At 42.2% G+C, this 22,554-nt stretch carries 17 protein-coding genes and 1 pseudogene; 9 read left to right on the top strand and 9 right to left on the bottom strand.

Annotated features, from left to right (window positions below):
* Positions 1-55 precede the first annotated feature (55 nt).
* Positions 56-3,193 (bottom strand): efflux RND transporter permease subunit, encoded by a 3,138-nt coding sequence (locus LPA49_RS11650; RefSeq protein WP_036973587.1) that lies wholly within the window; start codon positions 3,191-3,193, stop codon positions 56-58.
* Between the two features lie 9 nt (positions 3,194-3,202).
* Complete coding sequence (locus LPA49_RS11645; RefSeq protein ID WP_180311238.1) at positions 3,203-4,378, bottom strand: efflux RND transporter periplasmic adaptor subunit; 1,176 nt, start codon at positions 4,376-4,378, stop codon at positions 3,203-3,205.
* 264 nt (positions 4,379-4,642) lie between these two features.
* On the opposite strand from LPA49_RS11645, the gene LPA49_RS11640 reads away from it, so the two are divergent.
* Positions 4,643-7,153 (top strand): zinc-dependent metalloprotease, encoded by a 2,511-nt coding sequence (locus LPA49_RS11640; RefSeq protein WP_180311239.1) that lies wholly within the window; start codon positions 4,643-4,645, stop codon positions 7,151-7,153.
* A 55-nt stretch (positions 7,154-7,208) separates the two neighbouring features.
* On the opposite strand, the gene LPA49_RS11635 is transcribed toward LPA49_RS11640, so the two are convergent.
* The gene (locus tag LPA49_RS11635; RefSeq protein WP_036973591.1) at positions 7,209-7,823 is read right to left on the bottom strand and encodes a membrane protein; all 615 of its coding nucleotides are present in this window, start codon (positions 7,821-7,823) and stop codon (positions 7,209-7,211) included.
* A gap of 267 nt (positions 7,824-8,090) precedes the next feature.
* Between LPA49_RS11635 and LPA49_RS11630 the strand changes: the two genes are divergently transcribed.
* Positions 8,091-9,233, top strand: coding sequence for a lipopolysaccharide assembly protein LapB (locus LPA49_RS11630; protein ID WP_230236573.1), 1,143 nt, complete (start codon positions 8,091-8,093; stop codon positions 9,231-9,233).
* A 3-nt stretch (positions 9,234-9,236) separates the two neighbouring features.
* Here LPA49_RS11630 and LPA49_RS11625 read toward each other — a convergent pair whose 3' ends face one another.
* The 5 genes from LPA49_RS11625 to LPA49_RS11605 form a co-directional block, all read right to left on the bottom strand.
* On the bottom strand, positions 9,237-12,059 hold the full coding sequence (locus LPA49_RS11625) for a hypothetical protein (protein ID WP_180311661.1): 2,823 nt from the start codon (positions 12,057-12,059) through the stop codon (positions 9,237-9,239).
* A 97-nt stretch (positions 12,060-12,156) separates the two neighbouring features.
* Positions 12,157-12,399: a hypothetical protein gene (locus LPA49_RS11620; protein WP_036973594.1), complete on the bottom strand. Its 243-nt coding sequence runs from the start codon at positions 12,397-12,399 to the stop codon at positions 12,157-12,159.
* Between the two features lie 79 nt (positions 12,400-12,478).
* The gene (locus LPA49_RS11615) at positions 12,479-14,014 is read right to left on the bottom strand and encodes a PH domain-containing protein (protein WP_118844754.1); all 1,536 of its coding nucleotides are present in this window, start codon (positions 14,012-14,014) and stop codon (positions 12,479-12,481) included.
* The gene (locus LPA49_RS11610; protein WP_065979478.1) at positions 14,007-14,540 is read right to left on the bottom strand and encodes a PH domain-containing protein; all 534 of its coding nucleotides are present in this window, start codon (positions 14,538-14,540) and stop codon (positions 14,007-14,009) included. The genes LPA49_RS11615 and LPA49_RS11610 overlap by 8 nt, the downstream gene beginning before the upstream one ends.
* 60 nt (positions 14,541-14,600) lie before the next feature.
* The gene (locus LPA49_RS11605; protein WP_118844755.1) at positions 14,601-15,452 is read right to left on the bottom strand and encodes a D-hexose-6-phosphate mutarotase; all 852 of its coding nucleotides are present in this window, start codon (positions 15,450-15,452) and stop codon (positions 14,601-14,603) included.
* 328 nt (positions 15,453-15,780) lie between these two features.
* Between LPA49_RS11605 and LPA49_RS11600 the strand changes: the two genes are divergently transcribed.
* The 7 genes and pseudogenes from LPA49_RS11600 (at position 15,781) to LPA49_RS11570 (ending at position 21,662) form a co-directional block, all read left to right on the top strand.
* Positions 15,781-16,266, top strand: a complete 486-nt coding sequence (locus LPA49_RS11600; RefSeq protein ID WP_036973598.1) for a MarR family winged helix-turn-helix transcriptional regulator — start codon at positions 15,781-15,783, stop codon at positions 16,264-16,266.
* A gap of 100 nt (positions 16,267-16,366) precedes the next feature.
* Entirely contained in the window at positions 16,367-17,692 is a 1,326-nt protein-coding gene (locus LPA49_RS11595; RefSeq protein WP_230236571.1) for a porin, read from the top strand.
* Positions 17,693-17,916: 224 nt separating this feature from the next.
* Positions 17,917-18,300: pseudogene (locus LPA49_RS11590) on the top strand (YbaN family protein); the annotation flags it as partial.
* A 201-nt stretch (positions 18,301-18,501) separates the two neighbouring features.
* The gene (locus LPA49_RS11585; RefSeq protein WP_065979485.1) at positions 18,502-19,134 is read left to right on the top strand and encodes a PepSY-associated TM helix domain-containing protein; all 633 of its coding nucleotides are present in this window, start codon (positions 18,502-18,504) and stop codon (positions 19,132-19,134) included.
* On the top strand, positions 19,134-19,634 hold the full coding sequence (locus LPA49_RS11580) for a DUF2271 domain-containing protein (protein ID WP_036973601.1): 501 nt from the start codon (positions 19,134-19,136) through the stop codon (positions 19,632-19,634). Before LPA49_RS11585 ends, LPA49_RS11580 begins: the two co-directional genes overlap by 1 nt.
* Before the next feature lie 9 nt (positions 19,635-19,643).
* Positions 19,644-20,486, top strand: coding sequence for a DUF4198 domain-containing protein (locus LPA49_RS11575; RefSeq protein ID WP_118844757.1), 843 nt, complete (start codon positions 19,644-19,646; stop codon positions 20,484-20,486).
* 288 nt (positions 20,487-20,774) lie between these two features.
* Positions 20,775-21,662, top strand: a complete 888-nt coding sequence (locus tag LPA49_RS11570; RefSeq protein ID WP_036973605.1) for a LysR family transcriptional regulator — start codon at positions 20,775-20,777, stop codon at positions 21,660-21,662.
* On the opposite strand, the gene LPA49_RS11565 is transcribed toward LPA49_RS11570, so the two are convergent.
* A complete protein-coding gene (locus tag LPA49_RS11565; RefSeq protein WP_227006793.1) occupies positions 21,657-22,541 on the bottom strand; it encodes an SMP-30/gluconolactonase/LRE family protein in 885 nt (294 codons plus the stop codon). The genes LPA49_RS11570 and LPA49_RS11565 overlap by 6 nt on opposite strands.
* Positions 22,542-22,554 lie beyond the last annotated feature (13 nt).

The raw sequence follows: 22,554 nt of genomic DNA, 5'->3' as shown, positions 1-22,554 counted from the left end.
AAATGCAGATACAAAAAAGCCAACCCGGAGGTTGGCTTTTAAACATTATCTTAACTTAATCTCTTACTGGCTTAGCGCTTGGAAATAACTCACGCACCGAGCGAAAGAAACGTAAGAATACGTGCCCAACGTCACTCATCACAATGTATAAGCAAGGGACAAGCACTAGGGTAATCAACGTTGCAAACATCACAGCAAAACCCAGTGCGACCGCCATCGGAATAACAAACTTCGCTTGTAGGCTTGTTTCAAACATGATCGGCAACACACCGGCAAACGTTGTAATTGAGGTTAGGGTTATAGCCCTAAAACGTGCACACCCCGCCTCGATAACGGCTTGACGAGTTGAAATGCCTTCTCGTCTCGCTTGGTTTACAAAGTCTGTCATTACTAAGGAGTCATTAATAACCACCCCAGCAGCTGCAATTAAACCAAAGCCCGACATTAAACTAATATCTAGGCCAAACCAAAAATGACCCCATATAGCGCCTGTTAAACTAAATGGAATAACTGACATCACAATCAACGGCTGTGAATAGCTCTTAAGTGGGACTGCAAGCAAAATATACACAAGTATCATACCGCCAATGAAGAACATTAATTGCTCGTTTGCTTGCGCTTGTTGCTCTTCAATTGAGCCTCCTAACTCAGTTTTCACTGATGGGTACTCTTCTTTTAATTGTGGTAATAAAGTGTCTTCAACTTGTTTAACAACGGCACCCGGCTCAATGGCTTCTTCATCAATACTGCCGTAAATATAAACCGTACGATAACCGCCTTCGCGGCGAATATAGCTGATGCCCGGTTTTTCGGTTAGTTCAACCACGTCACCTAGCATAACTTCTTTACCCGCAGGGGTTGTGATTACAGCATGCTTTAAAGAGGCAAACGCTTCACGTGTGAGCTTAGGGTAACGCACCATTACACGCACCTCTTCACCACGACGAATAACACGTTGTGCTTCACCACCATAGAAGCTTGCGCCGACTTGATTAGCAATATTTGCTAAGTCTAACCCTAAGTCATACGCCACAGGTTTTAAGCTGAGCTGTACTTCTTTACTGGCTGGGTCGATAGTCGAGCTAATATCAAACAGCCCTTTTTGCTGTTGTAATAACTGAATAAAGCGACGCCCTGCATCATTTAAGGTATCAATGTCTGGGCCATAAAGTAGATAACCAAACTCGCCATCACTGCCACCGCCATTCACGTCATCGTAAATTTGCAAAGACTTAACCCCCGCAATGCTTGGCATTTGTTCACGCCAGCGGCGTGATAGCTCAAAGGCATTATATGGACGAAGGTCTTCATCAACCAACGGCGCTAAAATTTGTGCTTCAGTTCGGCCTTGATTAAATACCAAAATATCGCGGATCAGTTTTTGGCCAAACTCACGCTCAGTTTCCTGATCAACTCTTAACACCATGGCTTCAATTTCACGAACCGCATCAATTGTTTGAATGTCCGACGCATTTTCGTTCATCTCTAAACGAATTTGCGGGAAATCATGAGGTACCTTTGGTGTTGGCACCACGCGCACTTGATTAGAAGAAATCAGGCCAAAGGTTAAAATTAATAGGCCAATGAATGAAAACAACACAAACCAGCGCCACTCTACACAACGTACGATAAATGCTTTATATGGGCCGTTTACAAATTTGAAAAAACGCTTATTAAAACGGGCACGCCAGCTATTTGGGTTAATAGGTGGAAACTTCGTGTGCGCAATGTGAGCCGGTAGAATCAGTTTAGATTCAATTAAGCTGAATATTAAACACAGTATAACCACCACTGCGATACCAAAGAAAAACGCACTTTCGGGGCCACTTGATAATGTAAACGGTGCAAACACCGCGATGGTCGTTAATACGCCAAAGGTTGCTGGTGTTGCAACTCGCTTAGCACCATTCACCACATTAACAACGCCTCCCCCTTTTTTCTCAATTTCGGTGTAGGCGCTTTCCCCTATGACGATGGCATCGTCGACCACGATCCCCAGTACCATAATGAAGGCAAATAACGACACAATATTAATACTGATCCCAAAGAGCGGCATCATCATCATCGCCCCTAAGAAACACACGGGTAAACCAATCATTACCCACAGTGCTAACTTAAAGCGTAAGAAAATCGACAACATAATGGCAACCAAAATTGCCCCTTGGATCAGGTTGGTTTTCATCATGTCTAAACGCGCATTAAGATAGTAGGTCATATCCATGAGCGGTTCTAGGCGCAAACCAACTGGCAGCTCTTTATTTTTCTTTTCTATAAAGGCTTTAACAGAGTCTGCAACGGGGATCATGTTCTGCTCTTTCGTTGCTTTTACCGATAAATAAACCGCATTCTCGCCATTAAATTTAAAGTAGCGTTCACCTTCGATAAATTGATCTTTAATTACGGCAATATCTTGCAACAGGACTTTCGCACCATTTTCACCAATTTTAACGGGAATTTGGCGGAATTCGTCACCGCTGTAATATTGATTTTCAACACGCACAGAAATAATACCTGCATCTGTGCGTAATTGACCCGCCGAAATGTTAGCCGAGTAACGACGCACCGCATTAGCAACATCGCTTAATGTCAGGTTGTATTGACGCAACGAATCAGGGTCTATTTCAATCGCAATCTCATCAAGTGGCACATCGTTTTGTACCAAGGACACATTCGATAATTGCAGTAGCTCATCTTCAATTTGATTAGCAACCGGTTTTAACTCAGTCAGCGGAATATCACCGACCAAGGTCATACCAATGACGTCTTGACGAAACTCGACCTGACTAATGGTAACGGGTTCCATACCTGCAGGAAATGTTGCAATACCGTCAACACGCAGCTTTACTTTATCAAGTACATCCGTGAGTTCTGCATCGGTATTAATCTCTAAACTTGCTCGTCCATTGTTGCGAAACGCACGATACACACCTCGTTTGATTTCGGTGATGTCTTTTAACGATTCTTCTATCTTGATCAGAATACTTTCTTCAATTTCTTGCGGTGATGCACCCGGATAATTGGCTTGTATCTCAATGTAGTTAATTTCGACATTCGGGAACATCTGACGCTGAATCGTAAAATAACTAATAATCCCCATAATAACGATAAAGACCATCATGAGGTTCGCAGCAACCGAGTTATTGGCAAAGTAGGCAATAATGCCAGACTGTTTTTCTGTGTTTTCGTCTGTCATAGCGCCACCTTAAAGCTTTTCAACCGCTGCAGTATTCTCTGCATCGCTCGTCATTTCTTTCATGCCTGCAATTTTCACTTCCATACCCGCTTGCGGGTATTCCGGTAATGTAAGCACCAATTGATCATTAACTTGTAAGCCGTCACTGATATAGAAAAACTCACCTTCTTCACGCACTACAGTGACTTTACGAGGCTCAAGTTTTTGCTCGTCATTTACAACCCAAACCGTTTGATTATTAACAAGTGATTGCGGTAAACGGTAAATATTTTGCAGTGTTTCACCCGCGAAACTAACTTGCACATAAGCACCAAACTTAATCGGCTGTACGTCATGCTTGAGACCATATGGATCGTTCACTCGTATCACCAAATTACTCATACGCGTCGCATTATCAACAACCCCTAGATCGCGGTCTATCACCGCTTCACGTGTAAAGCTGTTTAAACCTTTATTAATAATCGTCGCCTTAACACCTTTAAGGCGTTTCGGTAAAAACACACTATCAAAACCAGCAATAGGAAAAATGATTTCGGCACTTTCAATGTTATTAAGTTCAGCAACTTGGCTTCCCACGTTAATGTATTGACCTACACCAATCTCACGGTTAATGACCAATGCATCGTAAGGTGCTCTCACTTCACAGCGAGCAAGGTCACGCTCAGCGCGTTTCAATGCAGCTTGTGCTGATTTTACAGCCGCTTGGGCACTTAATACTTGCGGTTTACGAAGGAATAAGTCTGTGCGTTCACGCTCTGGGTAACGTTTTGCTTCATCCTGTGCAACCTTTGCTTGTGCTTGCTCTTCAATCAATGCCGCTTGCGCACTTGCAAGCGAAGCCTCTGCTTGTAATACAGCAGCTTCGTAGTTATCTTTTTCAATAGTAAATAACACTTCACCACGCGCGACGATTCCGCCCGCAACAAAATTTGGATGCCAACTGGTCACTTCACCTGCAACTTGCGATGCAATCAGGGTACTTTCAAGTGGTTTCACTTCACCGTAACTGTTAATAATCACTTGGTGATCATCACTAGAAACAGCTTCAACTTTCACGAGAGGACGCACATCAACTTCATCCTTATCTTGTGGCTCTTGGGCAATCGCATTGATCCCCATAAAACCTGCAATACCAATGAATAAAGCGATAAGAGGTAACGTCCATTTTAATAAATTCGTGCGCATAACTTACACCTTTAATATTTTAACTGGTCCTATCATACCAAAGCTGACAGAAACATTAATGTGACATTTGTAAGTAACTGTTACAAACAGACATAGAATGATGCCGTTCAGATTAAAGTGACGTATAAAACAATTTGTTACAAAGAAAATCATTTTAATTTCAGCTGGTTAAAAACACAATTTCACATTTGTTAACATATCACCTTTTATCAAGACATTATTTCATTAAACTGCTCTATGACATAGTTTAAGGACATTCTAACAGTGAAAATAACAAATATTGCGCTAGCGTTAAGCCTAGCATTGACAGTCAATGGTCATGCCATTGCAGCAAAAAAAGAAGAAAAAAAGCCAGAAACACTGGCTGAGATGATCAAAGATAAAACCGAATTTATCGGTATTTTTACACTTTACCAAGATGCCAAAACGGGTAAAAACTTAATGGTCATCAATGAGTCACAGCTTAATACCCCGTTTGTGTATTTTGCACATACCGTTGATGGCGTGACAGATGCAGGCCACTTTCGAGGCTCATACCGAGAGACCAAACTCATAGAGTTTAGAAAGCATTTTGATCGTCTTGATATTGTAAGCAAAACACCACGCTATAAGTTTGACGAGAATTCAGCGCTTGCCCGCTCTGCAGATGCCAATATCAGTGAAGCCGTTCTCGCAAGTATCAAAATAGACAAAGAAGAAGACGGCAAAATAGCCTTTGACGTTGATAAGCTATTTTTAAGCGAAGCACTGCATAAAGTGTCTCCATGGGTTAACCCTGACGATAAAAACGCTAAAAAACGCTTCAAGCTAGGTAAACTAGATGACAAAAAATCGCGTATTGTTAACCAGCGCCCTTACGCAAATAACCTAGATGTTATTGTTGATTATGTATTCAGCAACGCCAACCCAAGTGTGCGTGGCTCTGCCGCTATAAGCGACCCTCGTAACGTATCAATAAAAGTACAGCACTCATTTGTTGCTTTACCTGAAAATGACTACCAACCTCGTCAAGATGATGCGCGAATTGGTTATTTTACTAACCAGTTCGATAATATGACCTCTGCCGACTGGGCCCCTTATGAAGACGTGATCAAACGCTGGGATTTACAAAAGAAAGATCCATCCGCAGCCTTATCTGAACCTGTAAAACCAATTACGTGGTGGATTGAAAATACCACACCGGTTGAGTGGCGCGATACCATCCGCGATGCGGTACTGGCATGGAACACCTCGTTTGAAAAAGCAGGTTTCAAAAATGCGATTGAAGTAAAAATACAACCAGACGATGCAGACTGGGATGCAGGCGACATAAATTACAACGTATTACGTTGGACCGCATCTCCACGTCCACCATTTGGTGGCTATGGTCCTGCACTTGCTAATCCATTAACGGGTGAGATCTTAGGCTCAGACATCATGCTTGAGTATGTCTTCATGAAAAACCGTTGGATGTACGACACCCTATATACACAGGGTGCGGCGACACTCACTGAACATATGAGTGACTCAGAACTACACTGCTCTTTGGGCCACAGTATTCAAGAAAACATGTTACTTGCAAAAGGCCTAGGTACTGGTGCAAACATCGAAGACAAAGAAATTTTACGCCAAGGTTTAACACAACTTGTCTTGCATGAGGTCGGTCATACCTTAGGCTTAAACCACAATATGAAATCTTCTATTTTGTGGAACGAAAAAGACGTACACGACAAGCGTAAAACGCAAGGGATTGTTACAGGCTCTGTTATGGACTATGCGCCGGCAAATATCGCTCCAATTGGCATGCAACAAGGCGACATTTTCCAAACGAAGCCAGGTCCTTATGACGACTGGGCTATTGAATATGGTTACAGTCAAGCTTTGGCAGACGCCGATGCCGAGCAACAACGTTTAGAAAAAATTCTTGCTCGCTCATCTGAGCATGCGCTTGCATTTGGTAACGACGCTGATGATATGCGAGCGCCAGGACGTCACATTGATCCACGTATCATGATTGGTGATATGTCATCAAACCCAGCGGCCTACGCCGCAGACCGTATGGCCTTAATCAATAAACTATTTACTGAACTAAAAGACAAAGCCACGGTTGAAGGTGAGTCATATCAGCAACTAGTTACTTCTGCCAACATCCTATTTGGTAGTTACAGAACACAGGCTGGCGTAGTATCTCGTCAAATTGGTGGGGTGTATGTTGAGCGCAACGTCGTGGGTGATGATAAAAATGGCGCACCATTTACGCCAGTGCCATTAGAGCGCCAGCAACAGGCTATGCAAATTCTGGCCAAAAATGTGTTTGCACCTGATGTGTTAGTCAGCATGCAACCGCTATATAACTACTTACAACAGCAACGTCGTGGTTTTAATCATTACGGTAAGAACGAAGATCCAAAACCACATAACATGATTTTAGGCATGCAAAAGCTTGTGCTTGCGCAATTGTTGCACCCTGCAGTCATGCTGCGTATTTCAGACAGCGCAATGTACGGTAATGAGTATTCACTAAGCCAATTCATGGATGACCTAACAGCCAGCATTTTTGTCGATAGTAAAAAAGCGAACTCATTAAGTCATAACTTACAAATTGAGTATGTGAACCAGCTGATTGCGATTGCAGGCTTAGGTAAAGCGAGCAAGCACGACAACCTAGCCAAAGCTGCTGCGCTTTATCAGCTAAACAAAATTGCTGATATCAGTACGCCATGGGGTGCCGACACTGCTGCAAAAGCACATAAGCAATATATCGATCGCTTAATTAGCAAAGCGCTCGAAGCTTAATTAATAAGCACAAAAGGCTGCCAACGGGCAGCCTTTTATTATTTCAACGTTATAATCATGCCATCGCTGGACGTGACTTGTAATATTGAATACAACCAAGTTGGGCGGCATTAGTTAGCAATATCATCACAAAAGTTAGAACATGTGACACACTCGGTGAAGCCATCGCCAGTTCTGCGCCTAAACCACAGGCTCCCGCTACAAACTGTAAACTAAAATAACGTGCACTTAAGTTACTAATATCACCGCTTTTAATTGTTTTGTAGGTTTGCGGCATAACACGGATAGAACTCATCGCTAAGCCAACATATGTCAGCCAATTAAGGACAGTGGCAGTGTCCAGTGACGGGCTAAGCAATAACAAAAAAGGCGTCACCGACACAATTAATAGCCCAGCTAATTGCAACCGTTGCTGGCGCGCTGCATTGTAACGCACGAAGTAATAAAGAATTAAACCACTTAACACACCCGTCACGATAAACGGTAAGACCATGTAAATGCGCTGAAAGTACACATTGTAGGTAATGAAATAAAGACTTTGTGCCACCCCAAAGCTCATCATTAGCAACGACACGCCCGACACACTGCGATTTTTACGAATTTTATTTAATAGCGGATAAAAGCTAAACGCCAAAATAAAGCATGAAATAATCGGCAAATAGTGCGCCAAAACAGACCTCTCTCGTTACAATTTAGTTAATACGTTAGCAGTTTATAAACAGCCCATACACAACAAGTAAATCATTGTTTTTTAAGCCATTTAAAAGAGCGCGGCATTCTAATGAGATGCTCATAAAATGCAATGAAGATGAAAAAATAGCCAGTGAGGACTTGGCAAGATTTCCGTACAGTGTGTTTACAGCTTAGAGACAGCATTCATAACTTGAATACAACGAATAACATAGGTACATTGAATAAAAAACAAGCTTAGAGGTAGATGATGAAGCAACTCTTCTGCATCTTACTTATCAGTATGTTACTGCTCGGATGTGCCAGTAAAAGTAACCAACCTGTTATGCCACCTCGTGTTGCAGACCTCCTTAATAGCACACTTTTTCAGCCTGTTACTTTAAAAGACACTGAGCTATTTGCTCTGCCCATCGACGAGCAACAACAATTCCTTGATTACTTTACACAAAGACAAGGTGGCTATCTCAGAGATGATCAAATTCTCTATCACTATTTAGAAAATAAACTCACTAATTTTAACTATTACAGTGAAACACTCACTGCCTCTGAGACAATTCAAAAACAGAAAGGTAATTGTATTAGCCTTGCTATTTTAACTCAGGCGTATGCTCAGTTAGCTGGGCTAAAAACAGGGTTTCAATCAGTGTCGAGTGAACCGGTATACAGCAAAGAAAGTAATATTGTGTATGTATCGGGTCATTTTAGGACCAAAGTCTATGCCCCACTTGATGATGAGGTGACTTACTTAATCACACCGGGAAGTATTATTGATTATTTTCCGAGCCGCGGCAGTTTTTATACCGGCAAAGCCCATTTAAACGATTTAATAAGTCGCTACTACAGTAATTTAGCAGCCGAGGCTTTAGCCGCTAAACAATTTAATTTAAGTTACAGCTATATTCTTAAAGCTGGCGATTACACCCCTTACGATCCTGCACTGTATAATCTTGCAGCGGTATTACACCGTCAAGCTGGTGACTTAGTGGGAGCAAAACATATTTATCAAACCGCATTACAGCACAACATTGAAAACACCAATTTACTTCATAACTACGCTGTGCTGGCCGAACAGCTCGACGACCAAGTACTTCTAACTAAACTCAACTCACAGCTTGCTCTAGCAAAGCAAGATCCGTTCGAATTATTAGCAACGGCAATAAATGCACGCAACAATGGTCAGTATTTTAAAGCCCAAAAGCAGCTCGAAGACGCCATAGCCTTAGCACCTTATTTGTCTGAACCCTATCTAGAGTTGGCTATTATTAACTACCAACAAGGCAATGAGCAATCGAGCAAAGAGTGGCTCGAAAAAGCCATTGAGCTTGAAAGGGAAGACGAAAAGCGGGCGCTCTATCACGCCAAACTATTCGCCTTAAATACCAAGCAGTAACCGTTATAAAGAATAGTAAAAACTAAGCCAAGCACGTAAATCGTTTTCAAAGTCATCGCCTTCAACACGGGCGACGCCCAAGTCAATATTCACATCATTCAGCCCGGCAGGCCCTAGGCCAAAGCTAAACTCGCCTTGCCATTTTAATCCATAGCTTTGTGCATATACTCGGTTATCTACTTGATGCTGTTGATAGTAAAGCCATGGGAGCGAATCTTTATAACTAACCCCGCCGCCATAACCTTTATAGCGGTTACCAAGCTGGCTAATAAACGGTAATTCGGGTGCCACTACTAAACCACTTTGAGTCTCGTTGTTAATTAAGTTAGAAGCAAAACCACCTAACGCAAGCGTATTATTGTCACGATAATGCTGAGCAAAGTTAACATAAACAGGAATATTAAACGCATGCGCACCAAACTCAGTAGCAAAGTCGTAACCTTGCCAATTATGCGTTTTGCTATCACCTTTCAGTAAAGCTATCTTTGCTGACTGAGAAAACCCCACTGTTTGTCTATCATATTGCCACTTTTGTTTTAGCCCCAGCTTTAACCATTGATCATCGCCGTGAACAAAGTCGCTGTAGTTATAACTCACAGAAGGAATGATACTTAATTGTTGAAACTGCATTGGATAACTTGTTGCCAAGTGTATACCCGTGTTTTCAATTTTTTCAGCATGGTGTCCGTGGTACTGTTTATCTGTATCTAACTGATAATCGAATAACAAAGCTTTAAAGTGTAAATCAAAGGCTGAATATTTGGCAGCGGCAAACGCCCCCTCTAATGCGCTATCTTGTAAATCAATACTGTAGCCTGCTTGCAAATCAAGCTGTTTTAAAAAGTCACTGCTTTTAACACCCAAGGTTAATATTGACGATGATGCGGAGTAATACTGAGAACCCAACGATAAAGTCGGTTTTTGCTGTAATACATCATAGTCAGTTTGTCGATCTGTCGCTTGTTGATAAATAGCCGCTTTAGGGAGTACTTCGCTTGCGGTCACACCACGCGGTGGTGTGGGGTTTACAGCAAGTTCAGTCACTTTTTCGCGCTGAGTTAAGTCTGTAAAGTGCTTAATATTTGGGCCATCCGGTGTGACTGATAAATACAATAACTCACCATTATTCATCGCCATGGGATGAGCGATAACTTCTTGGCCTTGGCTTAGTTGATAAAGTTCATTTTTATCAAAGTCATAGTGGTACAAATCAACTGCTGCATTTTTACCCGCCACAAAATAAAGGCCTTTCCCATCAGCTTGCCAATTAGGTTGCGATACATATTGATACCCTGCAGGCATAGGCACACGATATGATTTTGTCGTGTTTAAATCTTGTATATACAACTGCCAATTCTGATTCAATGTGGTTTTCAAATAGGCCAGCCGCGACTTATCAGGGCTTAATACGGGGTAGTCATAAACAGTTTCAAGGCTTTTTGTAAACAAGGGAGTGACGTCACCATGAGTAAGGTCTACTTTCACTAACGCTGAGAAACCATGCTGATTTTGTTCTGCATAAACAGTTTCGCCATTTTCGCTAATGCTAAAACGACGCAAGCCCGCGTGATGCGTCAATGCTGTGACCTCACCCGTTGTAATATCGTAACGGTATAAATCAGAAATCCCAAGAACAGACCCTTTGCCCACGGTGGTTGTTGCTGTAAAAAACAGCGTATTTTCATCCAGCCATTGTGGATTTTTAATCCCTTGTCTATTTATTTGCTGCAATACATGCTTCTGCTCACGCTTAAATACTGCGGGAGCTTTATCGACAATATCCAGAGGATCATCGTTTAAAAGCGCATTTTGCTGTGTTGCAAATTCTTCTGCAGCCTGTGTATTTTGCTCTGTACTGTAAATAACTAAACGTGTATCACCCTCTTTATTACGCTCAACAATAGCCAGTTTAGAGTTGTCTGGACTAAGTGCTGGATTTGATGCGTAGAGATCAAGCTCCAACCAAAGCTTACTTGTAAGTGGTTGTTCACTTACCTCTTTAGCCATTGCTTTGTATGTATACTCAGCAACAAAGCGGCGATACAACTTGGCTGGAGAATCAGCAAATACACCTGTAAATGCCTCATCGAAATCACGGTCTTTTACTGCCTGCATTCGTGTCCAAACAGCATCAAGCGTTTGTTCTGAATAGTTTTCTTCAAGCCAAGCCAAAAAACGCGAACCGACCAAATACGCCATCGACCCCGCCAAAAAGCCGCCTTTTGTATTGCTTAGTTGCTTATAACCTGGCAATGCACCTTGCTGAGCAAACTCAATTAAAATCGCTTCAGACAAATTGTCAAACACTCGACCACGGCCTGTCATTTTTGATTCTAATAATGTTGCGTAACCCTCTGCGGCCCAGCGTGGCATGTCTTTTTCTGCTAAGTCATACAGATCCCAGCTATTTTTAATTGCTTGACGAAAATCACTGCGAGTCGGCTGAGCTAAATGCACCAAGTGAATATATTCGTGCAAGATCAATAGCTGTTGCCAACCATCGGTATTAGAAATCACCGTATCGGATTGCGGTGGCGTGGTAAAAAGTGCCATCAAGGGTTTATTAGAGACAGGTAGAGCAAAGCCATTTGCGGCATTCAGAGGGTCAAACACGACTACATCAACGACTTCATCCAAAGCACGATGCTGTTGCTTAAGCACTTTATCACGCACAATTTCAAGCTCTGTGGCAGCCGATTGCGCCCACTGTTGGTTTTCAACGCTAAAGTGTACATTAAAATGCTCAGTGTGAATTGTTTGCCATATTTCTTGGCCAGACGCCTCGCCTGCAACAAGCAGCGCAACGCTCAATAGTGCTTTTTTCATCATAATCCTTGATCCCCAGCTTGGGTATATTGATTTTAAATATTCACACTAGTATGCGTTGCTTTTTTGCGCGGGTGTAGTTAAAAAATGTAAGAAATTAATCGATTTTGATAGGTTTTACTAACCCCAAAAGTTGATAAATAATAAAAATAGTTACTGCAAACATCATACTGCTTCTGAGCGCACCAAGGCCTGCGAGCATCATTGCACTGGTTACCAATAACGCGATACAAGTAATTGCGCAACTAATACAAAAGCCTTTACACTCATTTTTAAAGCGCGCGTACCACAGTAAAGCAACTAAGCCTGAAATAGCGATAATTGGAAGTAAATAAATCATCTGAATACCTGCATCCCTCACTTTTGGACAGTATACCCAAAAACGAAACCGAATCAACGGTATTGATAATCATTTTCATTTAAAACCAATTGCGTGGCTCTGATTCTATTTCATAAAGCACAAAATCAATTAACTGTTCTGCATCAACTGATTTTAAATACGGCATTGATACAGAACCCGATGCAAGTTGTATATACAGGCTTTTTAAACCTGATTTTCGCATTAAATATGTACTAATAGTCGTGGCACTTTGTGCTTTATAAATTTCAAACAAACGATACTGAGTCCCTATCATTCCCGTTCTAAACACGGCAAATGAGCGGCCTTCATGTCGATATAGCGCCATGCCTGTTTTTTGATAACGTAAAAATACGGCAGCCATCAATATACTCGCAGGTAATAAACCCCAAAGCATTGATAACGTTTCAACTAGTTGATCAATAACGACAACGCTAATCACACTCGGCAAAAATACATACAGCACAGTGTTTTTATACAGCAGTGCCCGTTCGGGTTTAATAAAATTAAGCTCATTTAAATTAATAAACCACGGAAACAACCAACGGCACACTTGCTGAACATGCGCTGCGGTTAACACGGGCATCACCAGTGTTTGTTTGTTTTTATGCGCCGCAACACCTGGGGCTGTATTACCACTGCTCACTTGTGGACATATCAATGTATAACGCTTTAATAATCGTGCAATGATATTTTGCTTAATTTGTACACTTTGTATTTTCTCTGAGCTTATTGATAACTGCTGGCGCTCAAAGAGCCCCGCTACACGTTTAAACTGATTATCTTGAAAATATAAATGAAAATTAAAAAACCTAATTAAAGCCATAGTAACCGACAACAACACAGCGCACAGCACGATAACAACAATGACGGTCACCACAGCCAATGCTGCCGCACTGCCAACAAAGGCAGCCTGCTCGTTAAACATGGCTTCTAGACGCGCAATCAATGAGGTTTCAAGGTAATCAAAAATGGCATTCATAAAAGGGGCAAGCGCCGCTAACGCTAAAATAGCCATATTCGACATCAAACCAAACTTCGCTATTTCGGCGTTACTAAGCGTGAGTGTGTGTTGTGCTGATGGTTGTGCTGCATGTTCCGCTTTTTCAGGCGTGTCACTTTGCTGCAACTGCGCTTTAAATGCCATCACTTGTTCGCGTACATGCTCGGCATAACTGAGCTTTACACCTGGGATCACGGCTTCTTGAGCGCTACTGCCTGCAGCATCAAAAATACAGTTAACCAAATTTACGGGCTGGAAATAAAAGGGCTCAGCGATATTCACATTTTGCACTCTGGCAAACTTCAGTGTTAAACGCTCTTTCTTGAATACCCCTTTGTTTAACAGGATTTCATTTTCGCTACTGATGCGATAAGAGAAATTTCTATAATATGCAAATGCATAAACAACTAATATGACAATAGCGGTGCTTGCAGCGACTTGCCCCCAAAACCATTTTTGCTCAACCTGAGTCACAAAAATAACTAAAATAGGCAGTAAATTTAGTAAGCCATCTTTAACAAATCGAATAGCAAAATGCACAATAAAATATAAAAGTGCCCACGGCGACACGCGTTGCCAATCATTGTTATTCATCGACTAGCTCATCAACTGTTGCATGATTGTCATAACCATAGCTTTGTACAAACTGCCTAATGTCATTGCATTGTTTATCTGTTAAACCACTGATATGAAGATCCGCACTCATGCCACCAGCACTGTAGAGTCTGAGTGTTGCTAAGCCAAGTTTCCGCTCAATGGGTCCTCGATGTATCTCAGTATGTTGAACTCGAGAAATAGGTAACAGGGTCACTTGTTGCCAAATTAAACCACGCTTATAAGCAATATCATGCTCACGTAATGCAATCCCTTTTACACGAACACTGTAAAAGTTATACAGCATTGAAAGCACAACGAGCACGGGCAGCAGTAGCAACCAAGGTGCAGATACCGCATCAGCAAACGGTTGATTAAAATACCGAACAGCCACAATGACCGTCATGAGTGGAATATAAAAAAGCAGCCAATTAATTTGTACATGCCAAATAGCGTTATCTGCAAGTGGCTGAAATTTAATAGTATGGTGGCGAGGCAGAGTGTCGATTTGTTGATTACTAAACACGATTATTCCTTGTAAAGGCCAGTGTCACTGGCCTTACTTGCTAACGTTGAGCGTGGTAAATTAAACCCAGCGAAGTGTCGTTGCAAGCGTATGGCTGGCACCTGGCGCAAGCTCTACACTGTCATCAAGTACATTTGCTGCTTCTAAACAGAGCATCACATGATACTCATCGTCGGCAAAGTTCGACAAGCGTTTTGACTTCTCAATCCACGGATTCCACAGCACACATGATGTTGAGTTTTCACGACCTACTTCAATAATGCCGTCTGGGGTAATTATACGCTGTGTAGCCTCTGCTTCGGTGTACACCATGTCGGTTTCGCGCGCAAAAGCAACCAAGTCATGCTGCTCAAAAGGGCCTTCGCCAAACTCAATGTATTTTGCCCCTTGCAAACCATCAACTTTGGTTTCTTCAATCGCAGGTGTTGGGAAATACGTGTGTAGTGCTTGAGTAAAGTGAATGGTTTCATTATCCATGTTCGTGGTCGTTAAGCGTAACTCAAGACTCGACGTTAAAATAAATTCAGCAAGTAGCTTAGTTTTGTGGGGCCAATATTTATCATCAACCTGAGTCATCGGTAACGAAAGGCTGATATAGATTGAATCTTCTTGTTCTTTCACTTCTTCAGCGCGCCAAAGACCTGTACGAGCCACACCATGCGCAGGCCAACCTTCATGCTGACTTACACCAAACCATGGCCAACAAATAGGGATACCGCCACGTACACCTTTTCCTTCTTGATAGTCTTCTAACTCAGACACCCACAACAACGGCTTTTTGCCTGCAGGCGTGAACTCAGTAATTTGCGCACCTTGCAGAAAAATAGTTGCTTCACACAACTCACTCGCAACCTTAATAAACTCAAGTCCGGTGTCACTTTGTTCAATCGTAACTGATGGCGATAACTTCATAATTCGTCCCATTTAATGAAAGAAAAATCCACCTTACCCAAAGCGGTGGCAATTAGTAAATAATATTTAGTTATTTGATGAAAATGTTTTACAACCAAATGCTAAGTCACCCCATATTAGCATTTTCAGTGTTAACAACAATTACTCTATCTAAACGACAAAATAGAGCATTTAATTTCTGCTCTAACTAAATAAAAATCAAAACCATGCCATTATTAGCTTTAATCTATGGCTAATATAGGTGTAATTTATTTGAACTCAATTTATTAGATGTGTAATATTTCGCGATTGCGGTCGCCAGATACCGCCTTTTTAAAGAGACACAACTATGCAAAAGTATGACGAGCTATTGGTATCGTTACGTAAAGTTATCAGGGCTATCGACCTTCATTCAAAACAACTCAACAAAACATCGGGATTAACAGGCCCACAATTACTTATAATGAACGAAGTCGCGCACACCGATGGCATTACTGCCAGCCGCATCGCACAAAACGTTAATTTAAGTCCCGCAACTGTCACCAATATTTTAGACCGCATTGAAAACCGTGAGCTAGTTACGCGTGTTCGCAGTCAACTAGATAAGCGCCGTGTCAGTCTATACCTTACCGAGCGCGGCAAAGAAATTTTGAATAAAGCGCCACAGCCTTTACAAGAGCACTTTATTGAAAAGTTTTCAGCCCTTGAAGAGTGGGAACAAAGTCTATTGTTGTCATCTATGCAACGTATTGCAGCCATGATGGATGCAGACCAACTTGATGCCTCCCCCTTACTTGAAGTAGGTGCGCTTACGCGAACCATTGAGTCTCAATAATAAACCCGTTGATTAATATTAAATTTATGTGGCTACCCTTGGGTTCAGTGTGAATATCATCTATGCTAAATAGTACCCATTCTTACATTAGCGATAATTCATGCTTAAACTTTCAAAGTTAGCCCTAGCGATAGCGTTGGGCACTACTTCAAGTCTTAGTCAGGCATCAGAAATCGATGACCTTCAAAAGCAGCTGCAATTACTAAAGCAACAGATGCAGCAACTTCAAACTCAGCTCGATAAAGCAGAGCAACAAGCAAAACAACAAGCGGCGCAGCAAGAACAAATTGATGCCCAAGTTGCTAAACAGCAAAAGCAGCTTGAGCAGCAAACGGCTGCTGTTGATTCAGAGCTCGAAAAGAAAGAATCTGGGATTCGAGTTGGCGGTGCTGTACGTACCAATTTTAGTCACACATCTTATGATGACGGCAATAAGAACCGCGGTGGCGACTTCGATTTTGATATTTTCAGATTGAATTTTGCAGGCGATGTTGGTGACGTGCAATTAAATGCAGAAATTCGTTTTTTCGATTACATGACTGCAGTTAAATATGCCTATGCAGCCTATGACTTTGCCGAAGATTGGCAAGTGCAAGCAGGGATCACCAAAGTCCCCTTTGGTAACTGGCCTTATAACTCTCATAACTACTTTTTTGGCACCACTTATTACGTTGGCTTAGAAGATGACCACGATTTAGGTGTGTTATTTAAGCGTAAAATAGCCGATAACTGGCAAATTGACCTTGGCTTTTTTAAAAATGATGAATTAGGTGGTGTTGACGGTTACGTTGATAATCGCAGCGATCGTTATTCGTATGATGTCGTTGGTTTTCGTGATGCCGACGAAGGCGTTTACGCAGAACCCACCAATGCGATAGGTGAATACAATACATTCTCTGGAAGTTATGGTTACCACTTCGAGCATGATGGTGGCACCACTGAGTTAGGTGTTTCTGCGTTATCAGGCGGCCTACACGACGGTGAAGACAAAGCAGGCGACTACATGGCTTGGGCTGTGCACCTTAACAGCACCATTGGCCCGTGGAACTTCCAACTGCAACATGGTGAATACGATTACGACATTGATAACGTAAATCGTATGGCTGTCGGTGCCTACTCTTTTTATGACAGTATCGCCGCCGAAGCCACCATGACTAATGCCAACATTGCTTACAGTTTACCTGTTGAGTGGGGGCCAGTAACCAACCTGCAATTTTATAATGACTACGGCATTATTTACGATAAGTCAGATAACAGTGCAGACACGTGGATGAATGTAACGGGTGTGTCGGTCGCCGCAGGTGGCTTATTTACCTACTTTGATCTTGTAAAAGCGAAAAACCAACCGTTTGTTGGTGGCTCAATAGCTGGCGACAGCGACGAGACCGAAACGCGCTTCAATATCAATATCGGTTACTACTTTTAAAACGATTAGCCCAGCTATTGCTGGGCTTTTTTAAACTTTCTATGCCCCCATCCCTCGTTTACCTCTAAATAACACAGCAATTTTTTAACCCCTTAAACGTTCTTCATGCAACATTAGGTAAAAAACGTTAGCTGAGCTACAGTTAAAAGTAACGCAGAATAAATGTATGATTTTGCAAAATATGCATCACCGCATTTTCAGTTTTATCAGGCTCAATTATATTGATGAATGTAAGAACGGTATTTACCGCCTATAAAAATGGCTGCTATCAATTACTTGGATTATTGATGGTTGGCTTAGGTATCATAGGTATTGCACTCCCTGTGATGCCCACAACTATTTTCTTTATTCTTGCTTTGGGCTGTTTTACACGCTCTTCTCCCGCTTTGTCTGCTTGGCTATTAAATCATCCTCGGTATGGTGAATCACTTCGATATTGGCAGCTCTATAAAGTGGTTCCGCTAAGAGCAAAGTTTTTAGCTGGCCTTGGCATGGCCGTGGGCTATTTCTTCTTACTGCAAAGCGCAGCACCGATTTGGGTTATGTATCTTGTAGCTGTTATCGAGGTGTGCGTGTTGGGCTATTTAATCAATCGTCCCTCAAAGCCTAATCATCCGACGCTGATCCAACTTAACATATCCACTCGGCTGCAATTAATGCTACTTGCTAGCCTGTTTACCTCACAACTCGCCATTATTGCGTACCTCGCTATTCAGTATTAACTGCTCGAATGTAAAGAACGTAAACGCACTTGTTATTAATAATACGAACTATTATCATGTGAGAATCAATAACAAGTACCTTACATTATGTTCTCTTTCAATAAACGCATGTTTTATAGCGTTAGCCGTGCCTTACATATTTATTTATCAACCGCGCTATTTTTTCTACTGATCTTATTTTGTATCAGCGGCATCATCCTCAATCACGTAAGTTGGCTTGAAAATGACAAACATAATGGTCAAACCCACGTGCTCATTTCTGCACAGCTCTTCGAAAAAGCACAGCAGAACCTTAATGCATTACCCACTCTTTACCCTGAAATTGAACGCTATATGGCAGATCAGTTTTCTCTGCAGAATGTAAAAAGCATTGAATGGGAAAAACAAGACGCACTAGTCATGCTCGACTACCCGTTGCCTGCAGGGTTTGCTTATGCCGAAATCGACTTTCAAACGGGAGAGCTCAATCTTGACTACCAAACAGGTGGGGTTATGAGCCTTATTGGTGATTTGCACAAAGGCCGTCATACAGGCGAGGCATGGAGCTGGGTAATTGATATCTCAGCAGTATTAATGATCATCTTCGCTATAACTGGCTTATTTATTTTATTTCAAAACCGTAAAAAGCGTACCTCAGGGCTTTGGCTAACACTGTTTGGTGTCGTCACACCTCTGGTTATTTATCTAGTTTGGGTGCCTCAACTTAAAGGAGTATCTTAATGAAACAAGCCCACTTACTACTTGCTCTACTGTTCAGCTGTTTATTCAGCCCACTTAGCTTTGCCAAAGACGCCAACCTCACCGTTGAGTTCACTTTGCCTGAGCTTGATGTATCCCCTTATCACCGTCCATATGTTGCGCTTTGGCTTGAAACCCCAGAACGTAAACATGTAACCACAGTGGCACTTTGGGTTGAAAAAGCAGAGTGGTTTAAAGACTTACGTCAGTGGTGGCGTAAAGCAGGTCGCAGTAACGATAACTTCGACGGCGTAACAGGTGCCACAAAACGTCCTGGTACTTACACCATTGAGTGGCACGGTAAGGATTTAAAAGGTAACCCCGTTAAACCCGGTAAATATTTACTCAATGTGGAAGTTGTACGTGAAGAAGGTGGCCGTGATTACAGCCGTGTTGAAATCGACTTAACAAAAGATGGCAAAGTCACTCTCGCTGGCGAAAAAGAATTCGCGACTAGCTTCGTTACTATTACTAGCAATTAAGGATAAACAATGAAATTAAAATTATTAAAAACGGCCCTAATCGGTGCCGTTACGTTCACCGCACTTGCATCAAGTTACGCACAGGCACACGCTCGTTGGTTAATGCCATCGCACACCTCTTTATCGGGTGAAAAAACACATTATGTGATGATTGATGCCAGTATTTCAAACGAGTTGTTTAGCCCAGACAAAGCCTACCGCCCAAATGAACAAGGCGCAGAATATGATGACAACTTATTAATCGCCCTTGCGCCAAACGGTAAGCCTGTAGAAGAGAAGATTCGCGCGTACTACCTAAAACGTAAAAACTCAGCGGCCGTTAGCTTATCGCAAGATGGGACGTACCATATTGCGATGCAGCAAAAGCCCCTGCTAATGACATTCTACAAAGATAAAGACGGCAACCGTGGTCGTGTATTTACAGGTAAAAAAGACGCTGATCTTCCTGCTGGTGCAACCGAAGTACGCACGATTAAGTCAATCGCAACCGTTGATACCTTTGTAAGCCGTAACGGCACTTCTAAACCCACATTACTTGGCCAAGGCTTAGAGATTTCGGGCCCAACGCATCCAAACGATTTATTTGCAGGTGAAGAGGCTAAATTCCAATTATTAATGGATGGAAAACCTGCCGCTAACGTTGAGCTAGCGATTGTACGCGGCAGTGCTCGTTACCGTAATGCGCGTGATGAAGTAAAACTTACTACCGATAGTGAAGGTTTCTTCACCGTGACATTCGAACACGCTGATATGTATCTGATTGAAGCATCTGTTGATCAAAAACCAACAGAAACAGATATCGATAACGTGCGTTACTCATTATTTACCACTCTTGAAGTCGCGCCTGAATAAGTCACTTAATGAGGCCTTAAAAGAGGCCTAATTCGACTTTCGAGGAAGACTGTAGTCAACGGTGTGATCACAGCTGCCGTCTTTCTCGTTATAACGCAATTTAGTCGCCAGCTAGGTCAATGAAAGCTAAGATTAAGCTAATACGTTTATTTATGGTTATGAGTCCTTTAAAGGTAACGTGCTGATTATTTGGATTTACATAGCGATAAGTAAACTTTTTTGCAATTTATAGGTACTATCCATTTACAGGCACTAATTAGTAAGTAACCACGTTAGCAAAGGAATACCATGCTAAGAATCACCCTAGAGCAATGGCGCATGTTTCGTGCTGTTGTTGAGTTTGGTGGCTTTAATCAAGCCGCACAAAGCATTCATAAAAGCCAGTCGAGTATTCATAATGCCGTGGGCAAAATTGAATCGGCACTCAATGTAAAATTATTTACTATTCAAGGACGTAAAACGGTGCTCACAGAAGCCGGTGAAATGATGCTACGCCGTGCCAATTATTTACTCGATGAAGCTGCCAAAGTCGAAGCGATTGGCCAAACCCTCGGCGAAGGTATCGAAAGTAAGCTGCGCATTGCAGTTGATGCCATTTTTCCACAGCAATTACTTTATAAAGTGCTTAACGACACGTCTTCGCAATACCCACAACTGCGTATCGAATTGCATGAATCTGTGCTGATGGGTGGCAATGAATTACTTGTAAATGATCAGGTCGATATTGCCATTACAGGTTTTCCGATAGCGGCTGGCTTTCATGAAGAGTTATGCAATATTGAATTTATTGCCGTGGCGCATCCAGATCACCCTTTGCATGCGATTGACCGCGAAATAACATTAGAAGATTTAAAATCACACCGACAAATTGTAGTGCGTGACTCAGCGAATAAACACAAACAAGATGGCGGCTGGCTAGGTGCCGATCAACGTTGGACGGTAACGCATTTACGCACCTCTATTGATATGATCAGTAATGGTCTAGGCTTTGCGTGGTTACCAAAAATAGCGATTGAAAAACAACTCGCAGCAGGGCAAATGAAAGCGCTCAATTTAACGCATAACAGTAGCCGCAGTGCTAAGTTACATTTGCTCTTCAAAGACGGTGACAAACTGGGTCCCGCAGCACGGGCATTTCTTGGCGAATTACGCTACCAAGTAATGGAAAATCTATAGTTTAAGCGGTGTTTCAGCGATGCCTTTAACACCCGGCTTTAAAATAAACACGCCCCCGCTGTGCGGGTAATCAGCAAGTACCGACTCATCCAACCCGACTGCTGCGGTAGTAATTGCCACATGCTCAAGTGCCTCTCCGACAAATGCAACACTGGTAACACGTGGTGCGGGAATACGTAAAAATTGCACTTGCTCGCCGCGTGGCGAAAAACGATAAACACCATAACCATTCCATGCTGCGACCCATAAGTGGTCGTCATTATCAACCGTCATGCCATCTGGGTAACCCATGCTATCGGTAAAACGGATAAACGCATGCTTATTACTAAGCTCGCCCTGTGCACTTAATGAGAAGCGATAGATAGTTTGTTTTTCAGAGTCTGTTGAGTATAAAAACTGCCCGCATTTACTTACCGCCGGTCCATTACTAATGGTGTAGTGTTGGTCAACGACTTCAGGAGCCTTTCCATGACCAACGCGGTATAACTTTCCACTCGGAGCTTGTTCTTGAGAGTCCATCGAGCCAAAAAAACCAAAACCTTGCCGTGATGTTTTACCATCGTTTAATCGGTTTTGCTGTGGCTCATTGTCGATTGAGTAAAGCAGTTCGCGGCTAAAGTCTTCGCTATTAAGTTTATAGATGCCCTTCGCAAACCCAGCAACAAGTTCACCTTGCTCCGTTTCCATTACCCAACAAATGGGTTCTGGCATGGCAAACTGACTTACCCGCATACTTTGGCAGTGCAAACGAAATAAACGCTGACCCAAAATATCAACCCAAAATACACAGTTGTGGGCTTTTGCAAAGTAAGCACCTTCGCCTAATTGGCATTGGCTTGAAATAATTATTTTTAAGGTGGCATCGAGCATAAATTTCATTAAATAAACAGCT

It is taken from the genome of Pseudoalteromonas sp. MB41, assembly GCF_020966275.1.
Lineage (GTDB): Bacteria > Pseudomonadota > Gammaproteobacteria > Enterobacterales > Alteromonadaceae > Pseudoalteromonas > Pseudoalteromonas lipolytica.
This window is presented reverse-complemented; position numbering and strand designations above follow the sequence as displayed.